The 20766-nt window shown below is 42.2% G+C and carries 18 protein-coding genes; 11 read left to right on the top strand and 7 right to left on the bottom strand.

The window, feature by feature from the left end; all coding sequences use genetic code 11:
* The first annotated feature begins 985 nt into the window (after window positions 1–985).
* On the top strand, window positions 986–2032 hold the full coding sequence (locus ABNK31_RS09725; protein ID WP_418892333.1) for a TerC/Alx family metal homeostasis membrane protein: 1047 nt from the start codon (window positions 986–988) through the stop codon (window positions 2030–2032).
* Between the two features lie 178 nt (window positions 2033–2210).
* Here ABNK31_RS09725 and ABNK31_RS09730 read toward each other — a convergent pair whose 3' ends face one another.
* Window positions 2211–3449: an NAD(P)/FAD-dependent oxidoreductase gene (locus ABNK31_RS09730; protein WP_418892334.1), complete on the bottom strand. Its 1239-nt coding sequence runs from the start codon at window positions 3447–3449 to the stop codon at window positions 2211–2213.
* Window positions 3450–3822: 373 nt separating this feature from the next.
* Here ABNK31_RS09730 and ABNK31_RS09735 point away from each other — a divergent pair, with 373 nt between their 5' ends.
* From ABNK31_RS09735 to ABNK31_RS09780, 10 genes are all read left to right on the top strand, one after another.
* Window positions 3823–4176 carry an NADH-quinone oxidoreductase subunit A gene (locus tag ABNK31_RS09735; RefSeq protein WP_418892335.1) on the top strand — a complete coding sequence of 118 codons (354 nt, stop codon included), beginning with the start codon at window positions 3823–3825 and terminating at the stop codon, window positions 4174–4176.
* Entirely contained in the window at window positions 4167–4811 is a 645-nt protein-coding gene (locus tag ABNK31_RS09740) for an NADH-quinone oxidoreductase subunit B (protein WP_418892336.1), read from the top strand. Before ABNK31_RS09735 ends, ABNK31_RS09740 begins: the two co-directional genes overlap by 10 nt.
* 23 nt (window positions 4812–4834) lie before the next feature.
* Window positions 4835–6466: an NADH-quinone oxidoreductase subunit C gene (locus tag ABNK31_RS09745; protein ID WP_418892337.1), complete on the top strand. Its 1632-nt coding sequence runs from the start codon at window positions 4835–4837 to the stop codon at window positions 6464–6466.
* A 55-nt stretch (window positions 6467–6521) separates the two neighbouring features.
* On the top strand, window positions 6522–7646 hold the full coding sequence (gene nuoH / locus ABNK31_RS09750) for an NADH-quinone oxidoreductase subunit NuoH (protein ID WP_418892338.1): 1125 nt from the start codon (window positions 6522–6524) through the stop codon (window positions 7644–7646).
* A gap of 61 nt (window positions 7647–7707) precedes the next feature.
* Window positions 7708–8364, top strand: a complete 657-nt coding sequence (locus ABNK31_RS09755) for a 4Fe-4S binding protein (RefSeq protein WP_418892339.1) — start codon at window positions 7708–7710, stop codon at window positions 8362–8364.
* Between the two features lie 2 nt (window positions 8365–8366).
* Window positions 8367–8903, top strand: coding sequence for an NADH-quinone oxidoreductase subunit J (locus ABNK31_RS09760; RefSeq protein ID WP_418892340.1), 537 nt, complete (start codon window positions 8367–8369; stop codon window positions 8901–8903).
* A 7-nt stretch (window positions 8904–8910) separates the two neighbouring features.
* On the top strand, window positions 8911–9249 hold the full coding sequence (gene nuoK, locus ABNK31_RS09765) for an NADH-quinone oxidoreductase subunit NuoK (RefSeq protein WP_418892341.1): 339 nt from the start codon (window positions 8911–8913) through the stop codon (window positions 9247–9249).
* Between the two features lie 37 nt (window positions 9250–9286).
* Window positions 9287–11188 carry an NADH-quinone oxidoreductase subunit L gene (nuoL, locus tag ABNK31_RS09770; RefSeq protein ID WP_418892342.1) on the top strand — a complete coding sequence of 634 codons (1902 nt, stop codon included), beginning with the start codon at window positions 9287–9289 and terminating at the stop codon, window positions 11186–11188.
* Window positions 11189–11216: 28 nt separating this feature from the next.
* Window positions 11217–12698, top strand: coding sequence for a complex I subunit 4 family protein (locus ABNK31_RS09775; RefSeq protein WP_418892343.1), 1482 nt, complete (start codon window positions 11217–11219; stop codon window positions 12696–12698).
* 36 nt (window positions 12699–12734) lie between these two features.
* Window positions 12735–14159 carry an NADH-quinone oxidoreductase subunit N gene (locus ABNK31_RS09780; protein ID WP_418892344.1) on the top strand — a complete coding sequence of 475 codons (1425 nt, stop codon included), beginning with the start codon at window positions 12735–12737 and terminating at the stop codon, window positions 14157–14159.
* A 643-nt stretch (window positions 14160–14802) separates the two neighbouring features.
* Here ABNK31_RS09780 and ABNK31_RS09785 read toward each other — a convergent pair.
* The 6 genes from ABNK31_RS09785 to ABNK31_RS09810 form a co-directional block, all read right to left on the bottom strand.
* Window positions 14803–16404, bottom strand: a complete 1602-nt coding sequence (locus tag ABNK31_RS09785; protein WP_418892345.1) for a tetratricopeptide repeat protein — start codon at window positions 16402–16404, stop codon at window positions 14803–14805.
* 75 nt (window positions 16405–16479) lie between these two features.
* Window positions 16480–17415: a PstS family phosphate ABC transporter substrate-binding protein gene (locus ABNK31_RS09790; RefSeq protein ID WP_418892346.1), complete on the bottom strand. Its 936-nt coding sequence runs from the start codon at window positions 17413–17415 to the stop codon at window positions 16480–16482.
* 113 nt (window positions 17416–17528) lie between these two features.
* Entirely contained in the window at window positions 17529–18365 is an 837-nt protein-coding gene (locus ABNK31_RS09795) for an energy transducer TonB (protein WP_418892347.1), read from the bottom strand.
* A 38-nt stretch (window positions 18366–18403) separates the two neighbouring features.
* Entirely contained in the window at window positions 18404–19030 is a 627-nt protein-coding gene (locus tag ABNK31_RS09800) for an ExbD/TolR family protein (RefSeq protein WP_418892348.1), read from the bottom strand.
* A gap of 53 nt (window positions 19031–19083) precedes the next feature.
* A complete protein-coding gene (locus tag ABNK31_RS09805; RefSeq protein ID WP_418892349.1) occupies window positions 19084–19695 on the bottom strand; it encodes an ExbD/TolR family protein in 612 nt (203 codons plus the stop codon).
* Between the two features lie 105 nt (window positions 19696–19800).
* The gene (locus tag ABNK31_RS09810) at window positions 19801–20637 is read right to left on the bottom strand and encodes a MotA/TolQ/ExbB proton channel family protein (protein WP_418892350.1); all 837 of its coding nucleotides are present in this window, start codon (window positions 20635–20637) and stop codon (window positions 19801–19803) included.
* Between the last annotated feature and the right edge of the window lie 129 nt (window positions 20638–20766).

Below are 20766 nucleotides of genomic sequence, written 5' to 3' on the forward strand. Positions count from 1 at the left end.
ATATCGAATGAATGAGCAAAGGTACGTCGGCACTAAGTCTAAAGAAATACCTTTTATCGAGTATTTACATGTAAAAAAGTACCTACTATCAGGGATAAAAATTAGAATAGTTATCCCTGATTCTCTTCCGTAGAGCACTGCTGAATAACAATAGAGAAAAGGAAAACGTCTTTCGAGAACAACAAAACGACCTTAGAGAATAGGAAAATACTTATAGAGAGAAAGAAAATAGGCATCGAGAAGACCAAAACGACTTTATAGAACATAAAAATCGCTGAAGAGAATAGGAAAATCGATGGCGAAAACAGGAAATTGAATAAAGAGAACATTTTCTTTTCTTGCGAGAACCAAATAACGGGGTAGCTAAAGCCCATGTATCCTATCGAAAACCTTAAACTTGCCCGGCAGAAACAAAACCCAATAAAAAACAATAGGTTGTCAACAAAAGAGAGGAGGCTATATTGGGTATATAAAACCTTTTCAAGGACTATTCTAATTTACACACTTAATGAGATAGTATCCTCTTTTTCATTACGTTCAATCTTCTTTTAATAATCCGCTTATTTTATCTGAACGTTCCACACCATACTGAAATTCATACATTCACATTTCCGATTCATTTCGCAACGAACGCCTTTCATGTTAAATTATACTAAACAGAAATATTCCTGACAAACAACAAAGAATAATGGACTTGATGATATATGATACCATATTGAACAACTACGGGACACAAACGAATACAGAATATCATAAAATAACGGCATAAATAAACTTTTTGATTAGAAAATAGTGATTTGTTATTTAAATTATTATTGTACCTTTGCGCCTTAGTTATTCGACTTTTAATAAGTCTTCTATAAACACTCATAGTCAACAGTTTATAGAAAGCGAACCGACTCAGAAGATAATTCTCCGTTAATGAATTACCTTCAAAAAGGATGCAAAGCTGAAATAATTTAATTACTGATTATAAAACATTTTTATGGACTCAATGCTTATTTTTTGGATTGCATTTATTGCAACTTTTGTAATTGTCTATTCTATTGACCTCTACGTAACGGATCACCGACGAGGCACGATAAGTGTGAAAGAATCTCTGATGTGGACGGGGTTATGGATGACAGTAGCTTTACTCTTCGGATTAGCTGTTTATTTGTTTTTTCCACAGAATCCGGATAGTACTGTACGCACCGCTTCGGTAATGGGAATCAAATTCGTTTCCGGTTATTTTACCGAATACTCCCTGTCTATCGATAATCTGTTTGTTTTCATTCTCATCTTTTCTATGATGGGTATCAATCAACAGAACCAACCCAAGCTATTAAAACTTGGAATTTTGATAGCAATTGTTCTGCGTATTTTGTTTATTCTGGTAGGAATGGAACTTATTCAGCGTTTCCACTGGATTCTTTATATATTGGGAGTCGTGTTAATCTACACAAGTTATAAAATGATTGCTTCTAAAGGAGAGGATTCAGTTGACCCAACGAATAATTTTCTTTATAAGATCGCGATAAAATGGTTCCAGGTCGACCCGGACGTACATAATCCGAAATTCTTTTCGAAAATAAATGGTAAAACCCATATCACCAATATGTTTCTTACTCTGTTGGTCATCGGTACTACCGATATTGTTTTCGCTATCGATTCCATCCCTGCAATTATCGGTGTAATCATGGAAGGCTCAGAGAAGATCTTAACGCTCGCAGAAGAAAATTTTCTAGCAATCACTTCCAATGTTTTTGCGGTCATGGGACTGATATCCCTCTTCTTTGCCCTACGAGGAATCGTGGGAATGTTCCGTTTTCTCAAATACGGTATCAGTGTCATCCTATTCTTCATTGGAGCTAAAATGCTTCTTGGCGCCATTCCGGCAGTAAGCAGCTTTTTTGCCGCCAACTCATGGTTCTCTTTAGCCGTTATTATAGCGACTCTTATCGTTTCTATTGTTTTATCTAAATTGATTCCGGAGAAACAAGTTAAAGAAACAATCGAAACTTCGGATAATACTCCGGAAATCGATTCATAGAAATGCACGAATAAAAGCATGACTCTATCCTATTTTATTATATAAAATAGAAGTGGATGTAAAGAATTAAAAACGTTACATCCACTTTTATTTTACAAATTCTGAAGAGAAAAACGAGGGTGCGTCAAACGCCCGGATAGCGTTTCGCGGATAGATCCCTTCGTCGATAAATGATTTCTTAATCGTCCTTTTTCAAGATAAGCCTCAACGAACTATTTTTAGTAACATAATTCCAAGCCCAATTAATAAAGACCACCAGTTTGTTGCGAACACTCAGGATAAGCATCAAATGCAGAAACATCCAAATCAACCAGGCAAACGTTCCTTTGAATTTGGCAAAAGGGAGATCGACGACCGCCTTATTCCGTCCTACCGTAGCCATCGTTCCTAAATTTTTATATTCATATTCCTTCAAACCGGTTTGACCTTTCTCCTGTTTTTGAATATTATTTGCCAGATTTTTTGCCTGCCCGATTGCCACATTCGCCAACTGAGGATGTCCTTTGGGATATAAATCGGTTTCCATGTAAGCCACATCGCCCAACGCATACACATCCTGCAAGCTTGTAACCTTATTCAACCGGTCCACTTTAATCCTTCCGGAACGAACAATAGAATCGGAAGGAATTCCGTCTAAGAGATTTCCCGTCACACCCGCCGACCAAATAACATTTTTAGAAAGAATTTTCTCCCCGCTACCCAATGTTACGACATTTCCATCATACCCTTGCACCATTGTACCGAATTTAATCTGTACGCCCATATTGCGCAAATATCTTTCGGAATGCTTTTGAGAGAATTCACTCATGGCCGAAAGGGTATGCTGAGCACCCTCAAGAAGATAAATATTCAATTTCGAAAAATCGATATCAGGATAATCGCGGGGAAGCACATCGCGTTTCATCTCGGCATACGCGCCGGCAAGCTCCACACCGGTAGCCCCGCCACCCACTATCACAATGTTATAATAAGGCTCTTTATCTTCCACATACAGCAATTTCTCGAAATTTTCGAGAATCATGTTCCGAATGTGCATTGCCTGAAAAGATGATTTCAGTTTAAGCGAATGTTCTTCGATCTGTTGATTCCCATAAAAGTTCGTCTTCGATCCTGTCGCGATCACTAAGTAATCGTACTCGAATTGCCCGATAGATGTTTCAATATACTTCTCCGACGAATGAACCGCAAGGACGTTAGCCATACGAATTTTCACATCCCGCCGATTTTGAAAAATCTTTCGGATCGGGAACGAAACGGTCGCCGGTTCTATTTGAGATGCCGCCACCTGATAAAACAAAGGCGGAAACTGATGATGATTTACTTTATCTATAAGTAAAATATCGAATACATTCTTCTTTAAATGGTTGATGAATTGCAATCCGGCAAATCCACAACCCACAACAATAATTTTCTTCATGTAGTTAAAAAATGATAACCTTCTTTTTGGATTAAAACACTTCTAACGCTTTTTTGTTTACGATTGGTCTTTAAAAAGGATATTTTTTCTGTATTATCAAGGTCGTCACTCCAATCCGTTTAACGGATAAGGGTGACCGGTTTGTTATCCGTCAAACGGCATGAAGCGATTAAACGGATGAAAAGAAATTGAATCTCCAAATTCTTGAATCATTGAATCTTTTTCGCTACCTTTGCATTCATTTTCATAGCATCTGTGTCAGCGGATACTTCATTTCTGTTCTTAACGCTTTATATATAAGCGTTTATATCCGGCACAATCATTATTTATATGAGACATTAAAAAAAAACTAATTTTTTGTTTATAAGAATCTATGACTAATTCATCACTGTTTGTGGTAGTTCTTCTTACGGGAATCACGTTGGTGGCCGCGGGCTTGGGAGTGGCAATGCTCCTCTCGCCCAAATCGACGAATTTCCAAAAGGGAGAACCCTACGAGTGTGGTTTACCGACGCATGGAACATCATGGATGCAATTTAGAGTTGGCTATTACTTATATGCCATCCTGTTTATGATGTTCGACGTGGAAATCATCTTTTTGTTTCCTTGGGCTACGGTTGTGCGCAGCTTGGGAATGATGGGACTTGCAAGCATTCTCATTTTTATTGCAATCCTTAGTTTAGGACTCGCTTATGCATGGAAGAAAGGAGTATTGAAATGGACGTAAAAGACGTTAAAATCAAAGCACTGCCGGCAGAGGATTTCAAAGATAATGAAACACTCCAAAAGTACATTGACGAACTGAAGGAACAAGGCGTTAATATTATCGTTGGCAAACTCGACCAGTTAATAAACTGGGGACGCTCGAATTCACTTTGGCCTTTGGCTTTCGCCACCAGTTGCTGTGGTGTTGAGTTTATGGCCGCTGCGGCAGCACACTACGATCTAGCCCGTTTCGGGATGGAAGTTACCCGTAACAGCCCACGTCAAGCGGATGTTATGATTGTCGCCGGCACGATCGTGAATAAAATGTCTCCTTTGCTACGTCGCGTTTACGATCAGATGGCAGAGCCGAAATATGTGGTAGCCATGGGCTCTTGCGCTATTTCGGGAGGACCGTTCGTTCATTCATACAATGTAGTGAAGGGAGTCGACAAGCTCGTTCCGGTAGATGTATACATTCCCGGATGCCCCCCTCGCCCCGAATCGTTATTCTACGGATTGCTTCAGCTACAACGAAAAGTGAAAGTAGAACGGTTTTTCGGAAACAAACGAATCCGGCGCAACTATCGACCTGAGACATTGATCGATCCTAAAACAGGAATACAAATCGATCCGCAAATCGACTTCGTTAAAAAGTGACACGGTTCTTATATTTCAATGAAATGAAAGATATCAAACAAATTATACAAGACATCGCAAGCGACGCGTTGATCGAAGAAAAACAAAAACTAACCGTAACGGTCGAGCCGAAACAAGCACGCCCGTTGATCGAAGGCCTTCGAAACAACAAAGAGCTTCCTTTCGACTACCTCATAAGTTTGATCGGTATGGATTGGGGTGAAAAACTGGGCGTTATTTACCAATTATCTTCCTCCATCGATCTGACGCACGAAGTAGTCATTATTACGGCAACGACCGACAGGGAAAATCCCCTGCTGTATTCGGTTTCCGACCTTTACGAAACAGCTCATCTCAATGAACGGGAAGTGTATGCTTTGTTTGGTATACGCTTTATCAATAATCCCGACATGCGCCGTTTCTTATTGGACGACGACTGGAAAGGATTTCCATTCCGTAAGGATTACGATGAGAATCCGGATTTAAATCCTGTTAACGTTATCAGCAAAGAAATTGTAGATATCGCGCCTCAAATCATCGAAACAGCCGACGGGAATTTAGTCGAGCGGGAAGTCCCCATCTTCGGTGAAAATGATTATATTATCAACATCGGGCCCCAACACCCTTCGACTCACGGCGTGATGCACTTCAGGACTTCTCTCGATGGCGAAATTGTAAAAAAAATCGATGTGCACAGCGGATATATCCATAGAGGCATCGAAAAGTTATGCGAAAGCATGACCTATCCGCAAATTTTGCATTTTACCGATCGGCTGGATTATTTGTCTGCCAATATCAACCGGCACGGACTCTGCATGTGCATTGAAAAAGCAGGAGAGATTGAAGTTCCCCAACGGGCCGAATATATCCGTACCATTATGGACGAGTTGCAACGTGTCAGTTCACACTTACTGGCATGGGCCTGTCAGTGTAATGACTTAGGTGCTACCACCGCTTTTGTGTATGGTCTGCGCGAAAGAGAACATGTGCTGGACATCTTCGACAAGACTTGCGGCGGGCGCCTCATCATCAATCAAAATGTGGTGGGAGGAGTGATGTTCGACATCTATAAAGATTTCCAGAAAGATGTGAAGGCATTCATCCCATACATGCGTCAACGATTGGTAGAATATGACGAATTCTTTTCTCACAATGCCATCGCATTGGGCCGAATGGTCAATATCGGACATTTAACGAAAGAGCAAGCCATTAGTTATGGCGTTACCGGCCCGGCAGGACGTGCATCGGGATGGTCGTGCGACGTAAGAAAATACAAACCTTATTCCTTATACGATAAGGTGGAATTTAAGGAAATCATCCGTACCGAAGGCGACTCCTACGCCCGTTATCTGAATAGATTGGATGAAATAGAGCAATCCTTGCGCATCATCGAACAGTTGATCGACAATATCCCCGAAGGCGATATTTGTGGAAAAGTGAAAGCCGTCCTTCGATTGCCGGAAGGACAGTTCTTCCAAAGCGTGGAAACCGGTAAAGGCGAATTCGGCGTATTCATTGAAAGCCATGGGGACAAAAGTCCTTATCGCGTAAAACTCCGGTCGCCTTCTTTATCAGCCGTTTCAGTGATGCCTTTAACCGCACGGGGGGCGCTGCTTTCCGACTTAATCGGTATTGCCGGGTCGTTAGATTTTGTTATACCCGACATAGACCGTTAAAACATATTCGTAAAAAGTAACCAACTAGATAACTCAACGAAAAGATATAAAAAATATGTTGTTATACTCACAGCCATTGGAACTGACTAAGTTAGTGCACAGTCTCGATGCTTTTTTCAGGAGCAGCTTGTCGCCGTTTTGGGCTACATTGGTGGAAGGCATATTAATAGGTATAGCCATACTTGCCGCTTATGCCCTGATTGCGTTAGCTCTGATTTATATTGAACGTAAGATAGCAGCTTTTTTCCAATCCCGCCTGGGGCCGAACCGATTAGGAAAATATGGTGTCATTCAGTCAATCGCCGACATGATCAAAATATTGATCAAGGAAATAATACACGTCAATAAAATTGACAAACTCCTGTATTACCTGGCCCCATTCTTTGTAATTGTAGCGTCGGTACTCTCGTTCGGTGCAATACCTTTCGGGCAAAGTTTGCAAGCAGTAGATTTTAATATCGGCGTATTTTATGTATTAGCCGTCTCATCGATCGGAGTCATTGGTATTTTACTGGCCGGTTGGTCGAGTAATAATAAATATTCCATGATCGGGGCCATGCGAAGCGGCGCTCAATTTATCAGCTACGAGCTTTCGGCCGGTTTTTCCTTAATGACAATCGTTGTTTTAAGCGGAACCATGCAATTTTCGGAACTCATCGAGGGACAACGTTATTGCTGGAACTTATTTAATGGTCATATACCGGCTTTTATCGCATTCGTTATTTTCCTGATATCGGGACATGCCGAAACAAACAGGGGACCTTTCGACCTTCCGGAAGCGGAGTCTGAACTCACAGCAGGATATCATACCGAATATTCGGGTCTTCGATTCGGGTTCTTTTATTTGGCCGAATACCTGAATATGTTTATCATTGCAGCTATTGCCACCACCGTATTTCTGGGAGGATGGATGCCTATCCAAATAAAAGGATGGGACGCCTTCAATCAGGTGATGTGGTACATTCCTTCCTGGATATGGTTTTTCGGAAAAGCATTTGTGCTGATGTTCCTCAGCTTATGGGTACGCTGGTCGTTCCCGCGTTTGCGTATCGACCTGTTACTGAATCTGGAATGGAAATATCTTCTCCCTATTAATTTAGTGAACATTCTGGTCATGGTAATTATCGTGCTATCGGGATTGACTCTGGCAGATATTTTTCCTGCTGTATTCGGTAAATAAGCGCTCTCTCTATGTCAATTAATAAAAGAATTATATATAAAACAAACAATATAATACAGATATGAGTTTTTCGAAGTATATATCTGGCATTTATACAGGATTAAAATCGCTCGTCGGCGGGATGATGGTTACTTGGAAACAATTTTGGAGTAAGAAAGTGACCATGGAGTATCCCGAAAACAGGAAGACCTTGGTCATTTCGGATCGCTGGAGGTCCGAATTAATCATGCCTCACGACGAGAATAACGAACATGCCTGTACTGCCTGCGGAATCTGCATGAGGAACTGTCCTAACGGGACGATCAACGTTATCTCTAAAAAAGTCGTGAATGAAGAAGGTAAATCGAGAGTCGCATTAGATAAACATTTATGGGACTATGGTATGTGCACCTTCTGTAACATCTGCGTGATTTCATGCCCTTCAAATGCGATCATTTTCAACAATGATTTCGAAGGCGCGGTTTTCGATCGGGAAAAATTACATCACCAATTAAATCACCCGGGATCCAAACTGAGGGAAAAGAAAAAGACAGTTCCGGCAGCGCCCAAAACGCCGGTCGCTCCTGCGCCTGAGGCAACAGAAGCGACACGACCGACTCCTTCTGTCGTGACAGCCGGGACTTCAACCTCTCCGGCAGACAACAAGACGGATAACGCCCCAAAAACAAGCCCTTCGGGAAATCTATCGAACGAACATACAGACAAGGAGAATAACTAACGATGACAGAACAAATCATATTCTATATACTAGCAATTGTGATAGCCGTATTTTCGATTTTGGCTGTTACGAGTAAACAGGTAGTCCGTTCGGCTACTTACCTTCTGTTCGTATTATTAGGCACAGCGGGCATTTATATGTTGTTGAATTACTACTTTCTGTTCGCGGTACAAGTGTCGGTCTACGCAGGCGGCATCATGGTTCTTTTCATTATGGCCATTTTCCTGACGCATAAGCCGGGAATCGATGTCAATCCGCAAGACAGTTGGAAAGTAAAATCGTCGGCAGTGCTGTCCCTTGCCGGATTAGTCTTGTGCGGTTATATCATTTTGAATAATGTCACACGGGTTTACCGGTTTATCAAAGGAGATGAATTGCAAATGCAAGATATCGGCACGGCTATGATGGGAACGAATAAATATCAATACTTATTGCCTTTTGAAGTGATCAGCGTATTGTTGCTCGCCTGTATTGTGGGCGCCATTCTGATAGCCAGAAAAGATAACGGTAACGACGAAAATATAAACAAATTAGATTGATAAGAAAATGGGAGAATTTTTGATTAATGCGGGAGGGCCGATTCCGATGATCGGTTTTCAGATTGTGAGCCTGATCATGTTTTTTGCCGGTATTTACGGCTTCTTCACCCGCAGGAATTTAATTATGATTTTGATATCCGTTGAATTGATATTGAATGCCGTAGATATTAATTTTGCAGTTTTCAACCGCTACTTATATCCCGATCAGATGGAAGGATTGTTTTTCGCGTTGTTCGGTATTGCCATTGCAGCCTGCGAAACAGCAGTCGCCATTGCTATCATAATAAATGTGTATCGCAATTTCGGCAATGCCGATGTGGATAATATAAAACACCTAAAAGGATAATAATAGAGTTAAGAACTAAAACAAATTCATATTTCTCATGGAATATACTTTATTTATACTTCTGTTCCCGTTAGCTTCATTCCTTATCGTGGGATTGCTTAGTAATAAGTTAAGCCATAAGGCATCCGGACTAATCGGAACGACATCCCTTACCGTGGTGACCCTCTTGTCGTACTACACAGCATGGGCCTATTTCACCACTCAAAAAATAGACGGTGTTTACCAATCGCTTACCGTTTTAAATACAACCTGGCTACGAGTAGGGGCTAATCTTCATATCGATATGGGGATACTGCTCGACCCGATATCAGTCATGATGCTGGTTGTCATTTCCACCGTTTCGTTAATGGTTCATATATATAGTTTAGGGTACATGAAAGGCGAAGTAGGATTTCAACGCTACTACTCGTTCCTTTCGCTCTTCACGTTCTCGATGATGGGATTGGTTTTGGCCACGAATATTTTCCAAATGTATATCTTTTGGGAGTTGGTGGGCGTTTCTTCATACCTGCTCATCGGCTTCTACTACACCAAACCGGCAGCCATCGCCGCTTCGAAGAAAGCATTTATCGTGACGCGTTTTGCCGATATGTTCTTCCTCATCGGTATATTGGTATTGTCGTACTTTACGCAGACATTCGACTTCGGCATATTGATGTCGGGCGACGCCTCTATTTTCAGCAGCGCCATCGGCAGCAGCTTTTTGGGCGCTTCGGCGTTGGTATGGGCGATGGCCTTAATCTTTATCGGGGGCGCCGGTAAATCGGCCATGTTCCCGTTGCATATCTGGTTGCCCGACGCGATGGAAGGCCCCACGCCAGTGTCGGCGCTCATCCACGCAGCAACCATGGTAGTAGCCGGCGTTTACTTGGTCGCGCGCCTGTTCCCCATCTATATAGGATTTACGCCCGAAGTACTTCACGGCATTGCCTATGTGGGCGCATTCACATCGTTGTTTGCCGCGATCATAGCGATTGCCCAAACCGATATCAAACGCGTGTTGGCCTTTTCGACGATCTCGCAAATCGGATTCATGATGGTCGCTCTCGGCGTTTCCAAACTCGAAGGACACGAAGGACTCGGATACATGTCTTCCATGTTCCACCTGTTTACGCACGCCATGTTTAAAGCGCTCCTCTTCCTCGGGGCCGGTTCTATTATCCACGCGGTGCATAGCAACGAAATGAAAGATATGGGGAGCCTTCGCAAATACATGCCCGTCACCCATTGGACATTCCTTATTGCTTGTTTGGCCATCGCGGGGATTCCGCCTTTCTCGGGATTTGTGAGTAAAGACGAAATACTTACCGCCGCCTTCCATTTCAGCAACGGAATGGGTATCTGGATGACGGTAACAGCCGGCTTGACGGCGTTCTACATGTTCCGGCTATACTACAATATCTTCTGGGGAAAAGCGACAAACTATACGCATATTCCGCACGAGTCTCCTGTTTCGATGACATTCCCGTTGGTATTTCTGGCCATCCCTACTGTGTTGGGAGGATTCATTCCTTTCGGACATTTCGTAACGGCCGACCGAGCCGATTATACGATCCATCTCGATTGGACTATCGCCACCGTAAGCATCATTTTGGCGGTAGTGGGCATCGTCATAGCCACCGTATTATATAGAAAGCCGAGCGACGTACCCAACCGTATTGCAAACTCGATAAGGGGATTCCATCAGGCCGCCTATCACCGCTTTTACATCGATGAGATTTATCTCTTTATTACGAAAAAGATCATCTTCAATTGCGTATCGCGTCCGCTGGCATGGTTCGACCGTCATATTGTAGACGGCTTTATCAACGGATTGGCTTCGGCTACGGATTGGGTCTCCATCCGGATCAGAGGTTTCCAATCGGGCGAAATTCAATGGTATGCTTATGTATTCCTGTTCGGAACGCTGTTAATTACGGCTTTGCTCCTATTTATTTAATCACGCATCAATAAAAAGAAAACAAGATATGAATTTTTTATCACTGTTTGTACTGGTACCTGTGCTAATGATCTTAGCGTTGTTTTTATCAAAAAACAGAAAGCAGGTCTTGGCGATAATGGTTACGGGAAGTTCCCTGTTGGTGATCCTTTCGGCCAATCTGGTATATCAATACATCGCGGCAAGAAATGCCGGAGCGGTCGACCCGATGCTGTTTACCTCTTCGGTCGCCTGGTATAAGCCGCTCAACATAAACTATTCGGTAGGTGTCGACGGTGTATCGGTAGCCATGCTTTGCCTCTCGTCGGTCATCGTCTTTACCGGCGTATTCACTTCCTGGAGAATCGCTCCCTTGACCAAAGAATTTTTCTTGTGGTTCTCCCTGTTAGCCGCCGGAGTGTACGGATTTTTTATCTCTACCGACTTATTTACGATGTTCCTCTTTTACGAAACGGCATTGATACCCATGTATCTGCTCATCGGCGTATGGGGAAGCGGTAAGAAGGAATACTCGGCGATGAAACTAACCCTGATGTTAATGGGCTCTTCGATGATCTTGCTTGTCGGAATACTCGGCATCTATTTCAGCTCGGGGGCCAACAGCATGGATATTTTAGAGATCGTAAAGACAACCATTCCGGTACAACAGCAATACTTATTCTTCACGCTCACGTTCTTCGGCTTCGGAGTGTTGGGAGCATTGTTCCCATTCCACACATGGTCGCCCGACGGTCATGCTTCGGCGCCGACGGCGGTATCGATGCTCCACGCGGGAGTATTAATGAAGTTAGGAGGATACGGATGCTTCCGTGTAGCAATTTATTTAATGCCGGAAGCCGCCGAAAAGTTATCCCCCATCTTCCTCGTGCTGACAGGCATCGGCGTTGTTTACGGCGCTTTAGTGGCCATCCGTCAGACCGACTTGAAATACATCAACGCCTATTCATCGGTCAGTCACTGTAACCTGGTGTTGTTCGCGATCCTGATGCTTACGCAAACCGCGATGACGGGCGCCGTGTTGCAGATGCTTTCGCACGGATTGATCACGGCCTTATTCTTCGCCTTAATCGGAATGATTTACGGACGCACGCATACGCGCCTTATTACGGAAATGGGCGGCTTGATGAAGATTATGCCTTTCCTCGGCGTCTGTTTTGTGATTGCCGGTTTGGCCAACATCGGTCTTCCGGGATTGAGCGGTTTCGCTGCCGAAATGACCATTTTTATCGGCGCATTTGAAAATACCGAAATACTCTATCGTGTGCTGACGATCGCGAGCATCACTTCCATCGTCATCGGAGCGGTCTATATCCTGCGGACAGTGGGAAAATTCCTTTACGGGAGCATCCAGAATCCGGCACATGCCACGTTAGACGATGCGCACTGGTATGAACGCTTTGCGGTAATCACCTTAATCGCGGGAATTGTATATATAGGTTCTTTCCCCTTAGGTGTTTCGGACATGATACATGAGAGTCTCGGCAATGTCGTAGCGCAGTTAGTAAGATAATAAGAATCATAAAAGAATATTAGTCAATAAAGCAGTATGGATTATTTCAGTAATTTTATATATATGCGCAGTGAGGTGTCACTGTTAGGTGTCATCCTCTTTTTATTGTTGTACGATATTATCGCAGGCAACAAAGGGATGAGATATTTTCAGCCTGTCGCGATCTTCTTATTTGCCGTTCACACCGCACTCAATCTCTTTCCGTATGAAGCGGGAGAATCGTTTGGCGGGATGTATCAATACGAGCCGATTATGACGGTGGTAAAAACCATTTTAAACATCGCCACGCTGCTCATTTTCCTTCAGGCAAAGCATCTCTTCGACGGCGATGCACAAAAGAATAAGCGGGGGGAATATTACTTCTTGACGCTGACAACGCTGTTGGGAATGTATTTTATGATCTCCAGCGGACACTTCATGCTCTTCTACATCGGCTTGGAAATGGCGTCGATTCCGTTAGCGACATTAGTGGCATTCGATAAAAAAGACAAGAAGTCAGCCGAAGCAGGCGCCAAGTTTATTCTTTCGTCGGCTTTCTCGTCAGGCATCATGCTTTTCGGCATCTCTTATCTTTACGGCACGGCCGGAACATTATACTTCTCCGACATGGCCTCGCTAATCACGAGCAATCCACTACAAATCATGGCATTTGTATTCTTCATATCGGGATTGTTCTTCAAGATATCGCTCGTACCTTTCCATTTATGGACAGCCGATGTCTACGAAGGCGCACCGACGAATGTCACCTCTTATTTTTCGGTGGTTTCGAAGAGCTCGGCCGTATTCGTTCTGATGACGTTACTGTTTAAAGTATTCGGCAATTTAGTCACCGAATGGCACAATATCCTATTTTGGATCATTATCCTCACGATCACGGTCGGAAACCTGTTCGCTTTGAGACAACGGAACATCAAACGCTTCCTGGCGTTTTCGTCCATCTCGCAAGCCGGATACATTGCTTTGGGCGTGATAAGCGGCTCTTCATTGGGTATGTCTACAGTATTATATTATATACTGGTCTATGTATTTTCCAACCTGGCGGCATTCGGGGTCATCTCGGCCATTGAAAACAGGACGGGCAAACTCAGTATAGACGATTATAAAGGCCTCTATCAAACGAATCCCAAGCTCAGCTTTGTAATGATGCTCTCTATGTTTTCGTTGGCCGGTATCGCTCCTTTTGCCGGTTTTGTCAGCAAGTTCTTCATCTTCTACGCAGCAGCACAACAAGACTTGTATATATTGGTACTGATTGCAGCGGTAAACGTCATCATTTCGTTGTATTACTATCTGAGGGTTGTGAAGGCGATGTTTATCGATAAAAACGATCATCCGATCCAAACCTTGGCGACCGATTCCTGGAACAAAGCCAGCTTAATTATCTGTTCTGCCGGTATTATATCGGCGGGTCTCCTCAATATTATTATCGATACGATTACCAAATACAGCTTCGGCATGTAAGCCTTAGTGGGGGTAAAATCATATAGCTTCCGGACTGTCGCCTTGAGGTAAGGGACAAACGAGAAACGAGCGGAAGGGATATTTTCATCATTATATCCCTTCCGCTCGTTTCTTGGTACTCCTCCTTTTACGCTAAGAGGAGAGTCAAAATAAACTCTGCATCATAGTTGTGGAATACCGCCTTTGTGTAAGTTAACTCTGCGCAATCATAAAAAGAATTACATCCTACGAGCGAGGGCCTCTGGTGACTGGGGGGAGTCGCACAAACCTATATGGGGGCTCTGCGACTGTGCCCTTGGAGCAAGAGGACGAGCGAAGAACGAACGGACGGATATTTTTCATCATTCATCGTTCATTGTTCATCATTATCCCCTCCCCGCGCCTCTCGGCACTTCCCTTACGCTAAGAGGAGAGTCAAAATAAACTCTGCATCATAGTTGTGGAATACCGCCTTTGTGTAAGTTAATCTGCGCAATCATAAAAAGAATTACATCCTGCGAGCGAGAGCCTCTGGTGGCTGGGGGGGAGTCACACCAAGAAAAAAAAAGTTGCAGCATGAATCACATCACACTGCAACTGTTAAATAGGAATTAAAACTGCTTGTCTGAGCAAGTCTGAAACTTATTCCCTCAAAAAAAGCCGTTTACTTCAAACTCTGCATAACCTGCAAAGCCGTTTCGTCGGCGGGATCAATCTCAAGGACTTTTCCCCAATAATTCTTAGACTCCGGTACGTTATTTTGTCCTAAATAATAGAACCCTAAATAACGATACGACTCCAAAACATCATTCTTTCTTTCATCGAGATTAGGCAACATAATCTCAATTGCTTTTTGATAATGAGGAACCGCAAGACCTTTTTCGGCTTGTGGATCGAGAGCGAAATTAGCACGAGCTCTCATCAGATATCCTAAATAATGATCCGGAAACTTTTCAGTCATTTCGGCAAACAAGCGATCAGATTCTTTCAAATATTTTTCCTTTTCCTGCTTATCTTTCGTCGAATCGGGAGAAAAAGCTTTCGTACTAGTTCCCGCCGAATAGTTCGCAAGTCCCAACACATAAATATCAGCCAATGACGGATTCGCATTTTTATTGAAAGCAAGTTGATAATACTTTATGGCATTGGAATAATCATCAGCACGTTCGTATGCGCCGGCAGCCTGTGTCAGATACTCGATATTGGTCGAATCTTTTTCATAAGCCTTTGCAAAAGCAGCTCCTGCATCTTGATATCTCTTATCATTGGCAAGTATTTGAGCATAATAAGTATAATCTTGCGTAATCAAATCCTTCTCATCTGCATTTTTGAAAAAGCTATCGGCCGTTTGAAGAGCCTCGTTATATTGTTTGAGTTCAAACAAGCTATACATTTTCAAACGATTCATGACAAAATTATCAGGAGCTTTCTTAATAGCTTCTAATGTTTCACTATATTTCTTGTTGAAATACAGAATCGACGCATACTGTTCATAATCTTTTCCGGTGGGGACAATAAGACTAAGATATTTTTCGAAAGCCTCGAGCGCTTCGGGATAAAAACCTTTACGATAATTAATCTGGCTCAACGATAAAAACCCCGGAATGTATTGAGGATCCAACTCCACCACTTTCTTTAAATAGTCGAGGGCAACCTGCGTCCGAATATTTTCATAAAGACGTGAAAGCTTTACATACGAAGCTTTGAAGTTAGGGTCGAAATAGATGGCGCTTTCGTAAGCGGCGGCGGCTTCACCCGTATTGCCTTGTTTAGCGAGCAAATCACCTTTCAGGATATAACCATAAGGGCTCTGCTTGTTGGCATTAATCGATTTGTCGGCCATTTTGGAAGCTTCGTCCAATTTGTTATTATCGAAATACGCCTGGGCTACTGCAGCGAGCAGTCGTGCATTTTTTCTATTTTTGCGATCTTTACCAATATCGTTTAACTCTTTGTCCAAACCGGAGGTACTCAATTGCACCTTAGCCAATCCAACACTGTTCAGTAAGTTCGCCGGATCGATCTGAAGTCCTTTATTGAAATAATATTGGGCGGAATCGGTTTTCTTTTCGTCGAAATAAATCTCCCCCAAATAGTAACTATCGGTCGCATCGATATTCGGTGCGGACAAAAAATACTTTTTTGCTGTTTGGTAATCTCCGGCTTCATAGAAATCAATTCCATTTTTATTTTCGGCGTAAGTTAATGAAACACCTGCAATAAATAAAGCCGAGAATAAAATACTTTTTCTTATTGTACTCATCATTTGCTTTGCTCTAATTAATTCAATATCGTTTAAATTCGTTTTATAGTTCTATCCTATATCTATAAGTTTACATTTTTAGTCTGTTATTTTAACGGCATTCACAGGCATCGTAGAAGGCAGCAATCCCGAACGGAGTATCACACGCTGTCCACGATCGGATGAAACATAACGGGTGAAGCCCTTAGGCAGTTCTCCCCGGGGATCGTTTATGATGAAAAAGATTTCCCGAACAAAAGGATACTGCCCGTTATACATATAGTATTGATAGGGCTGAACCGCATTTTGGCGGGTAGCGATCTTGTCGAAAGACACGCGCATAACCTGAATTTTATTCGTAAACTCAACCACAGTACTATCGTAAGAATCACTAATGAGGTTCACCCCGATAAGGCCCATCGCATTAGGCGTTTTAGACACATAGTCTACCACTTCTTCGTTAAGACTCAGCGCATTCAACTCATTCGACAACGGTTTATCGCGACAAATAGAGTCATTGGCATAACGTACGATACTCGAGTTGGTATTATCAAAAACAACTTGAATCTTACCCAACCGGGATCCCGGATAGATCTCGTTCCAATTTTTCACCTCTCCGGTTAAAATACGACGAACGTTCTCTACGCTAATAATCGAGTCGGGATTCGCGGGATGGATAATAAGCGCTATCGCGTCCAAAGCAATCCGCACCTCTTCCGGTTCGAACTTATTCGAATAAAAAATATTTCTTTCATCCGGACGTAGACGCCGCGCAGTTACCGCCAGCCGGACGGTATCGTCCAACAGCAAATCGATTGCGTCTTCCTCCGATGTATAAATAGGCTCGATAATAGCATCATGTTCGGTTTCAAACATATCGATTACCGCCTTAATAGTCGGCTCCATCGTTTGATCTACGGCTATCTTAATGTACCCGCTATCCATTGTATTTCTTTCTTTCTTATCTTTATTGTTACACGCAATTATCAGAAACAAAGAAATAAATAGTAGACCGATAAAATTACCTATCTTCATCTTACATCGTTTTAGTTTAAAAAATCACGAACAAATAAATATTAACCAATCTAATTTCATCGGAAACAAGATTGGCTAATATTTACCATATTGTGACACAAGGTTGTATCACATTACTTTTGCAATTGGAAAACAATAGGCAACGTAAACCGTACTTTAACGGCTGTTCCCCCTTGTCTACCGGGAATCCATTTAGGCATTTCCCTTACCAAACGGGTTGCTTCTTTATCCAAACTGGGATCGACACCCCGTGCAACCTTAATATCCTGTATCGCACCGTCGCTTCCGACCACGAACTGAACAATTACACGTCCTTCGATTCCATTTTCCTGAGCAATCACAGGATATTGAATATTATCATTCAACCATTTCATTAAAGCAGTGTTTCCTCCCGGAAAAGATGCAGGTTGTTCCACCACATCAAAAATCTTTTCAGGTTCCGGTTCAGCTTGCACAATAACTTTATGGTCTCTTAAAGTAGCAATATCCACACCCGTTTCTTCATTATTACCCTTTACGTCCGCAATAGAGATCTGAACATCGGATTGAGTCAAGAATTCCTGACTTTTCATTTCCTGATCTTCCCGAACATCCTCATCCTTTTTAATGACCGGAGGCGTAAATTTAATGGTACTCTTCAATTCCACAGGAGGCGGAGCTACATATTGTTTCACTTGATTCTCTTCGGGAACTTCAGGTTGCTCCAACTGAATGTCGGTTAAAGTCGTAACCTGTGTCATGGCTTCTTTAGCCTTCCTTTGAGATTCGTATGTCGTAATAAGCGACATCGCAATGAATAACAATACAGCAATAACGATAACGACAATGAAAGCATATAAATGCCGTCTGCCGGAAGATTGACGAAGACGATAAGCGCCGTAGCTCTTATTCTTACCTTCGAAAATCAAATCGATCCATTCCTGCGACGTTAAGTTGATATCTTTAGCCATTTTTCTTTCTTTAAATGATTATTATCTTATATCAAACCTCAATCAGTAGGAAAATTGGAATTGCTCAACATTGTCCGGTCATTATCATCCAGTTCGGTAATCGCATATTTTCCGATGCTCGTTATCTGCATCTCATCCAAAGCTGCAATCATATCGCTGTAGGTAGAGCTATCAAGCGGTTTGATAATCACTACCGGCGAACCTTTACTGTTTCGTAATTCAGACAATTGTCTATCGTAATCTTCTTGACTTACTTGAAGCAGGGTTTTTCTATTTTTCAGTTCGCGAACTTGTTGAACGATGGTCCTGTTTTTTTCTGTCAAGACAGAACGGATACCCTCGGCCGAAAAATCGGTTTCAGTCAGGAAATTCGGTTCTTCAAGATTCGCCAACCCTTCATAATAATACACTTTATGCTCCGGCCCCAAGTAGATGGTCATCGCTTCGGAAGCTTTCACCTCGTTCTGCTCTTCCACATCGACTTTATCTTTGGTCGGCATACTGATTTCCATTGTTTGAGGTTTGCTCAAAGTGGTAGCAAGCATAAAGAAAGTAAGCAACAACATGATCATGTCGACCAACGGAGTAAAGTTTACCCGCGTATCGGCTTTCTTCATTTCGCCTTTTTTCTTTTTACCACCACCGGTTGGTTGTATATCTGCCATACTCTTAAAATTTATTTTTAATTCGTACTTCCATTTGTCTTTGAGTATAACCTTTATTCTTCATCCTCCACCTTACGCAGTGAAGTAATCAGATTGTAACGGTTTTCCTTTAAGTCCTGCAGCGAACCCATAACGTTCTTTATATACGTATAAGGTGTATCTTGGTCGGCTTTAATAGCGATGACCATCTCTTTTCCTTTTACTTCCCTGGCCGCGCTCACCCAACTTTTAAATTGGTTGTCGGTACTATCTGTGGGGACACCGTATTGAGGAAGAAGTTTGAGTTGTTCTTCATTCGACAAGCCCATAAATTGTTTAAAATTCTGCATGGGGATACCAAAAGAAGTCATAATACTAAAATCTCTTTTCTCTTTATCGGTTAAAGAAACATTATAGTTAGCTGCCAATTTTTCAAGAATCTCAATTCGGTCCTCTGAATTATCAATATCCAGGAAGACTTTTCCTTCCGGTGAAATCAATACGGAGAAGATATTCTGTTCGGGGATTTTAATCTCGGAAACAGACATCGGCGTATTAACGGTTACCGGCTCAGGTTTCAAGAAAGTGGAAGTCAACATGAAGAACGTGAGCAACAATACCATTACGTCGCTCATCGGGGTCATGTCAATCCATGTATCTCTTTTCTTTAATTTTGGTCTAGCCATTTATCCTATAATTTATCGATTGATTAAACAAATTCGTCAAAATAGTCATTCGGTAAGAATGTTCGTAAGGCAAAAGGTTTAAACCTTTGCTCACTTTTAACTTTCTTAAGAATGTCTAGCTTGGAAGACGTTTACGATGGAGAAACCGATTTCGTCGATCGCATACGTAATATTATCAATCTTAGCCGTAAAATAGTTATAAGCAATAATAGCCAAAGCACCGGTCAAGATACCGAAAGCCGTATTAACAAGAGCTTCCGAGATACCAACCGAAAGAGCGGCCGAGTCCGTACCTCCCGTGCTACTTAAAGCGGAGAATGAACGGATCATACCAAGTACCGTACCGAACAATCCGGTCAATGTACCCAAGTTAGAGAATGTAGCGATAACCGGTAAGTTTTGGTTCATCGTCGGCATTTCCAACGCGGTAGCTTCTTCGATTGTTTTGCTGATAGATAAAGCTTTTTGTTCTTTGCTCAAACCGGTAGTATCATGAATCATTTGATCGTAGGTATCGATACCGGCTCTTACAACGGCTGCAACTGAACCTTTTTGTTTTGCACAAAGTTCACGGGCACCCTGAATATCTTCGGCTTCGAGACGATCTTTAATGTTTGCGACGAAAGTGGTCAGGTTACCTTTACCTTTACATCTGCCGATAGCAATGATACGTTCGATACTCAATACGATTACCGATAATAACATCGTCATAATAATAGGAATTACGAATCCTCCTTTATAGATGGTACCTAAAAGGTTTCCTTGCAAAGGAAGATTCGCCCGATCATTGCCAATAAAGTTGGTTGGATTACCGAAAACGAACTGGAAGATACAGATAGCTACTACAAAGCAAAGTATAATTACTAAAGCAGCAGAAATACCTTTGGATGATCCTTTCTTTTTTTCAGTTACTTTCTGAGTTCTAATTTCATTTGTTGCCATAATTTGATTTTTTGTGTGAATGATTTTTTGAGTTTTTAATTCATTGATTGTTTATTGATTTATTTAAAATGTACTATATAGTCGTTTTTTTAGATTTGCAAAAATACAATTATTTTTCTTATAAAAGAG

The organism is Limibacterium fermenti (genome assembly GCF_041902845.1).
GTDB classification, from domain to species: Bacteria; Bacteroidota; Bacteroidia; order Bacteroidales; family Dysgonomonadaceae; genus Limibacterium; species Limibacterium fermenti.

Bases quoted from the DNA above. Each gene is read 5' to 3' on its own strand.
- ABNK31_RS09725 (WP_418892333.1), top strand. From the start codon at position 986: ATGGACTCAATGCTTATTTTTTGGATTGCATTTATTGCAACTTTTGTA.
- ABNK31_RS09730 (WP_418892334.1), bottom strand. From the start codon at position 3,449: ATGAAGAAAATTATTGTTGTGGGTTGTGGATTTGCCGGATTGCAATTC.
- ABNK31_RS09735 (WP_418892335.1), top strand. From the start codon at position 3,823: ATGACTAATTCATCACTGTTTGTGGTAGTTCTTCTTACGGGAATCACG.
- ABNK31_RS09740 (WP_418892336.1), top strand. From the start codon at position 4,167: ATGGACGTAAAAGACGTTAAAATCAAAGCACTGCCGGCAGAGGATTTC.
- ABNK31_RS09745 (WP_418892337.1), top strand. From the start codon at position 4,835: ATGAAAGATATCAAACAAATTATACAAGACATCGCAAGCGACGCGTTG.
- nuoH (WP_418892338.1), top strand. From the start codon at position 6,522: ATGTTGTTATACTCACAGCCATTGGAACTGACTAAGTTAGTGCACAGT.
- ABNK31_RS09755 (WP_418892339.1), top strand. From the start codon at position 7,708: ATGAGTTTTTCGAAGTATATATCTGGCATTTATACAGGATTAAAATCG.
- ABNK31_RS09760 (WP_418892340.1), top strand. From the start codon at position 8,367: ATGACAGAACAAATCATATTCTATATACTAGCAATTGTGATAGCCGTA.
- nuoK (WP_418892341.1), top strand. From the start codon at position 8,911: ATGGGAGAATTTTTGATTAATGCGGGAGGGCCGATTCCGATGATCGGT.
- nuoL (WP_418892342.1), top strand. From the start codon at position 9,287: ATGGAATATACTTTATTTATACTTCTGTTCCCGTTAGCTTCATTCCTT.
- ABNK31_RS09775 (WP_418892343.1), top strand. From the start codon at position 11,217: ATGAATTTTTTATCACTGTTTGTACTGGTACCTGTGCTAATGATCTTA.
- ABNK31_RS09780 (WP_418892344.1), top strand. From the start codon at position 12,735: ATGGATTATTTCAGTAATTTTATATATATGCGCAGTGAGGTGTCACTG.
- ABNK31_RS09785 (WP_418892345.1), bottom strand. From the start codon at position 16,404: ATGATGAGTACAATAAGAAAAAGTATTTTATTCTCGGCTTTATTTATT.
- ABNK31_RS09790 (WP_418892346.1), bottom strand. From the start codon at position 17,415: ATGAAGATAGGTAATTTTATCGGTCTACTATTTATTTCTTTGTTTCTG.
- ABNK31_RS09795 (WP_418892347.1), bottom strand. From the start codon at position 18,365: ATGGCTAAAGATATCAACTTAACGTCGCAGGAATGGATCGATTTGATT.
- ABNK31_RS09800 (WP_418892348.1), bottom strand. From the start codon at position 19,030: ATGGCAGATATACAACCAACCGGTGGTGGTAAAAAGAAAAAAGGCGAA.
- ABNK31_RS09805 (WP_418892349.1), bottom strand. From the start codon at position 19,695: ATGGCTAGACCAAAATTAAAGAAAAGAGATACATGGATTGACATGACC.
- ABNK31_RS09810 (WP_418892350.1), bottom strand. From the start codon at position 20,637: ATGGCAACAAATGAAATTAGAACTCAGAAAGTAACTGAAAAAAAGAAA.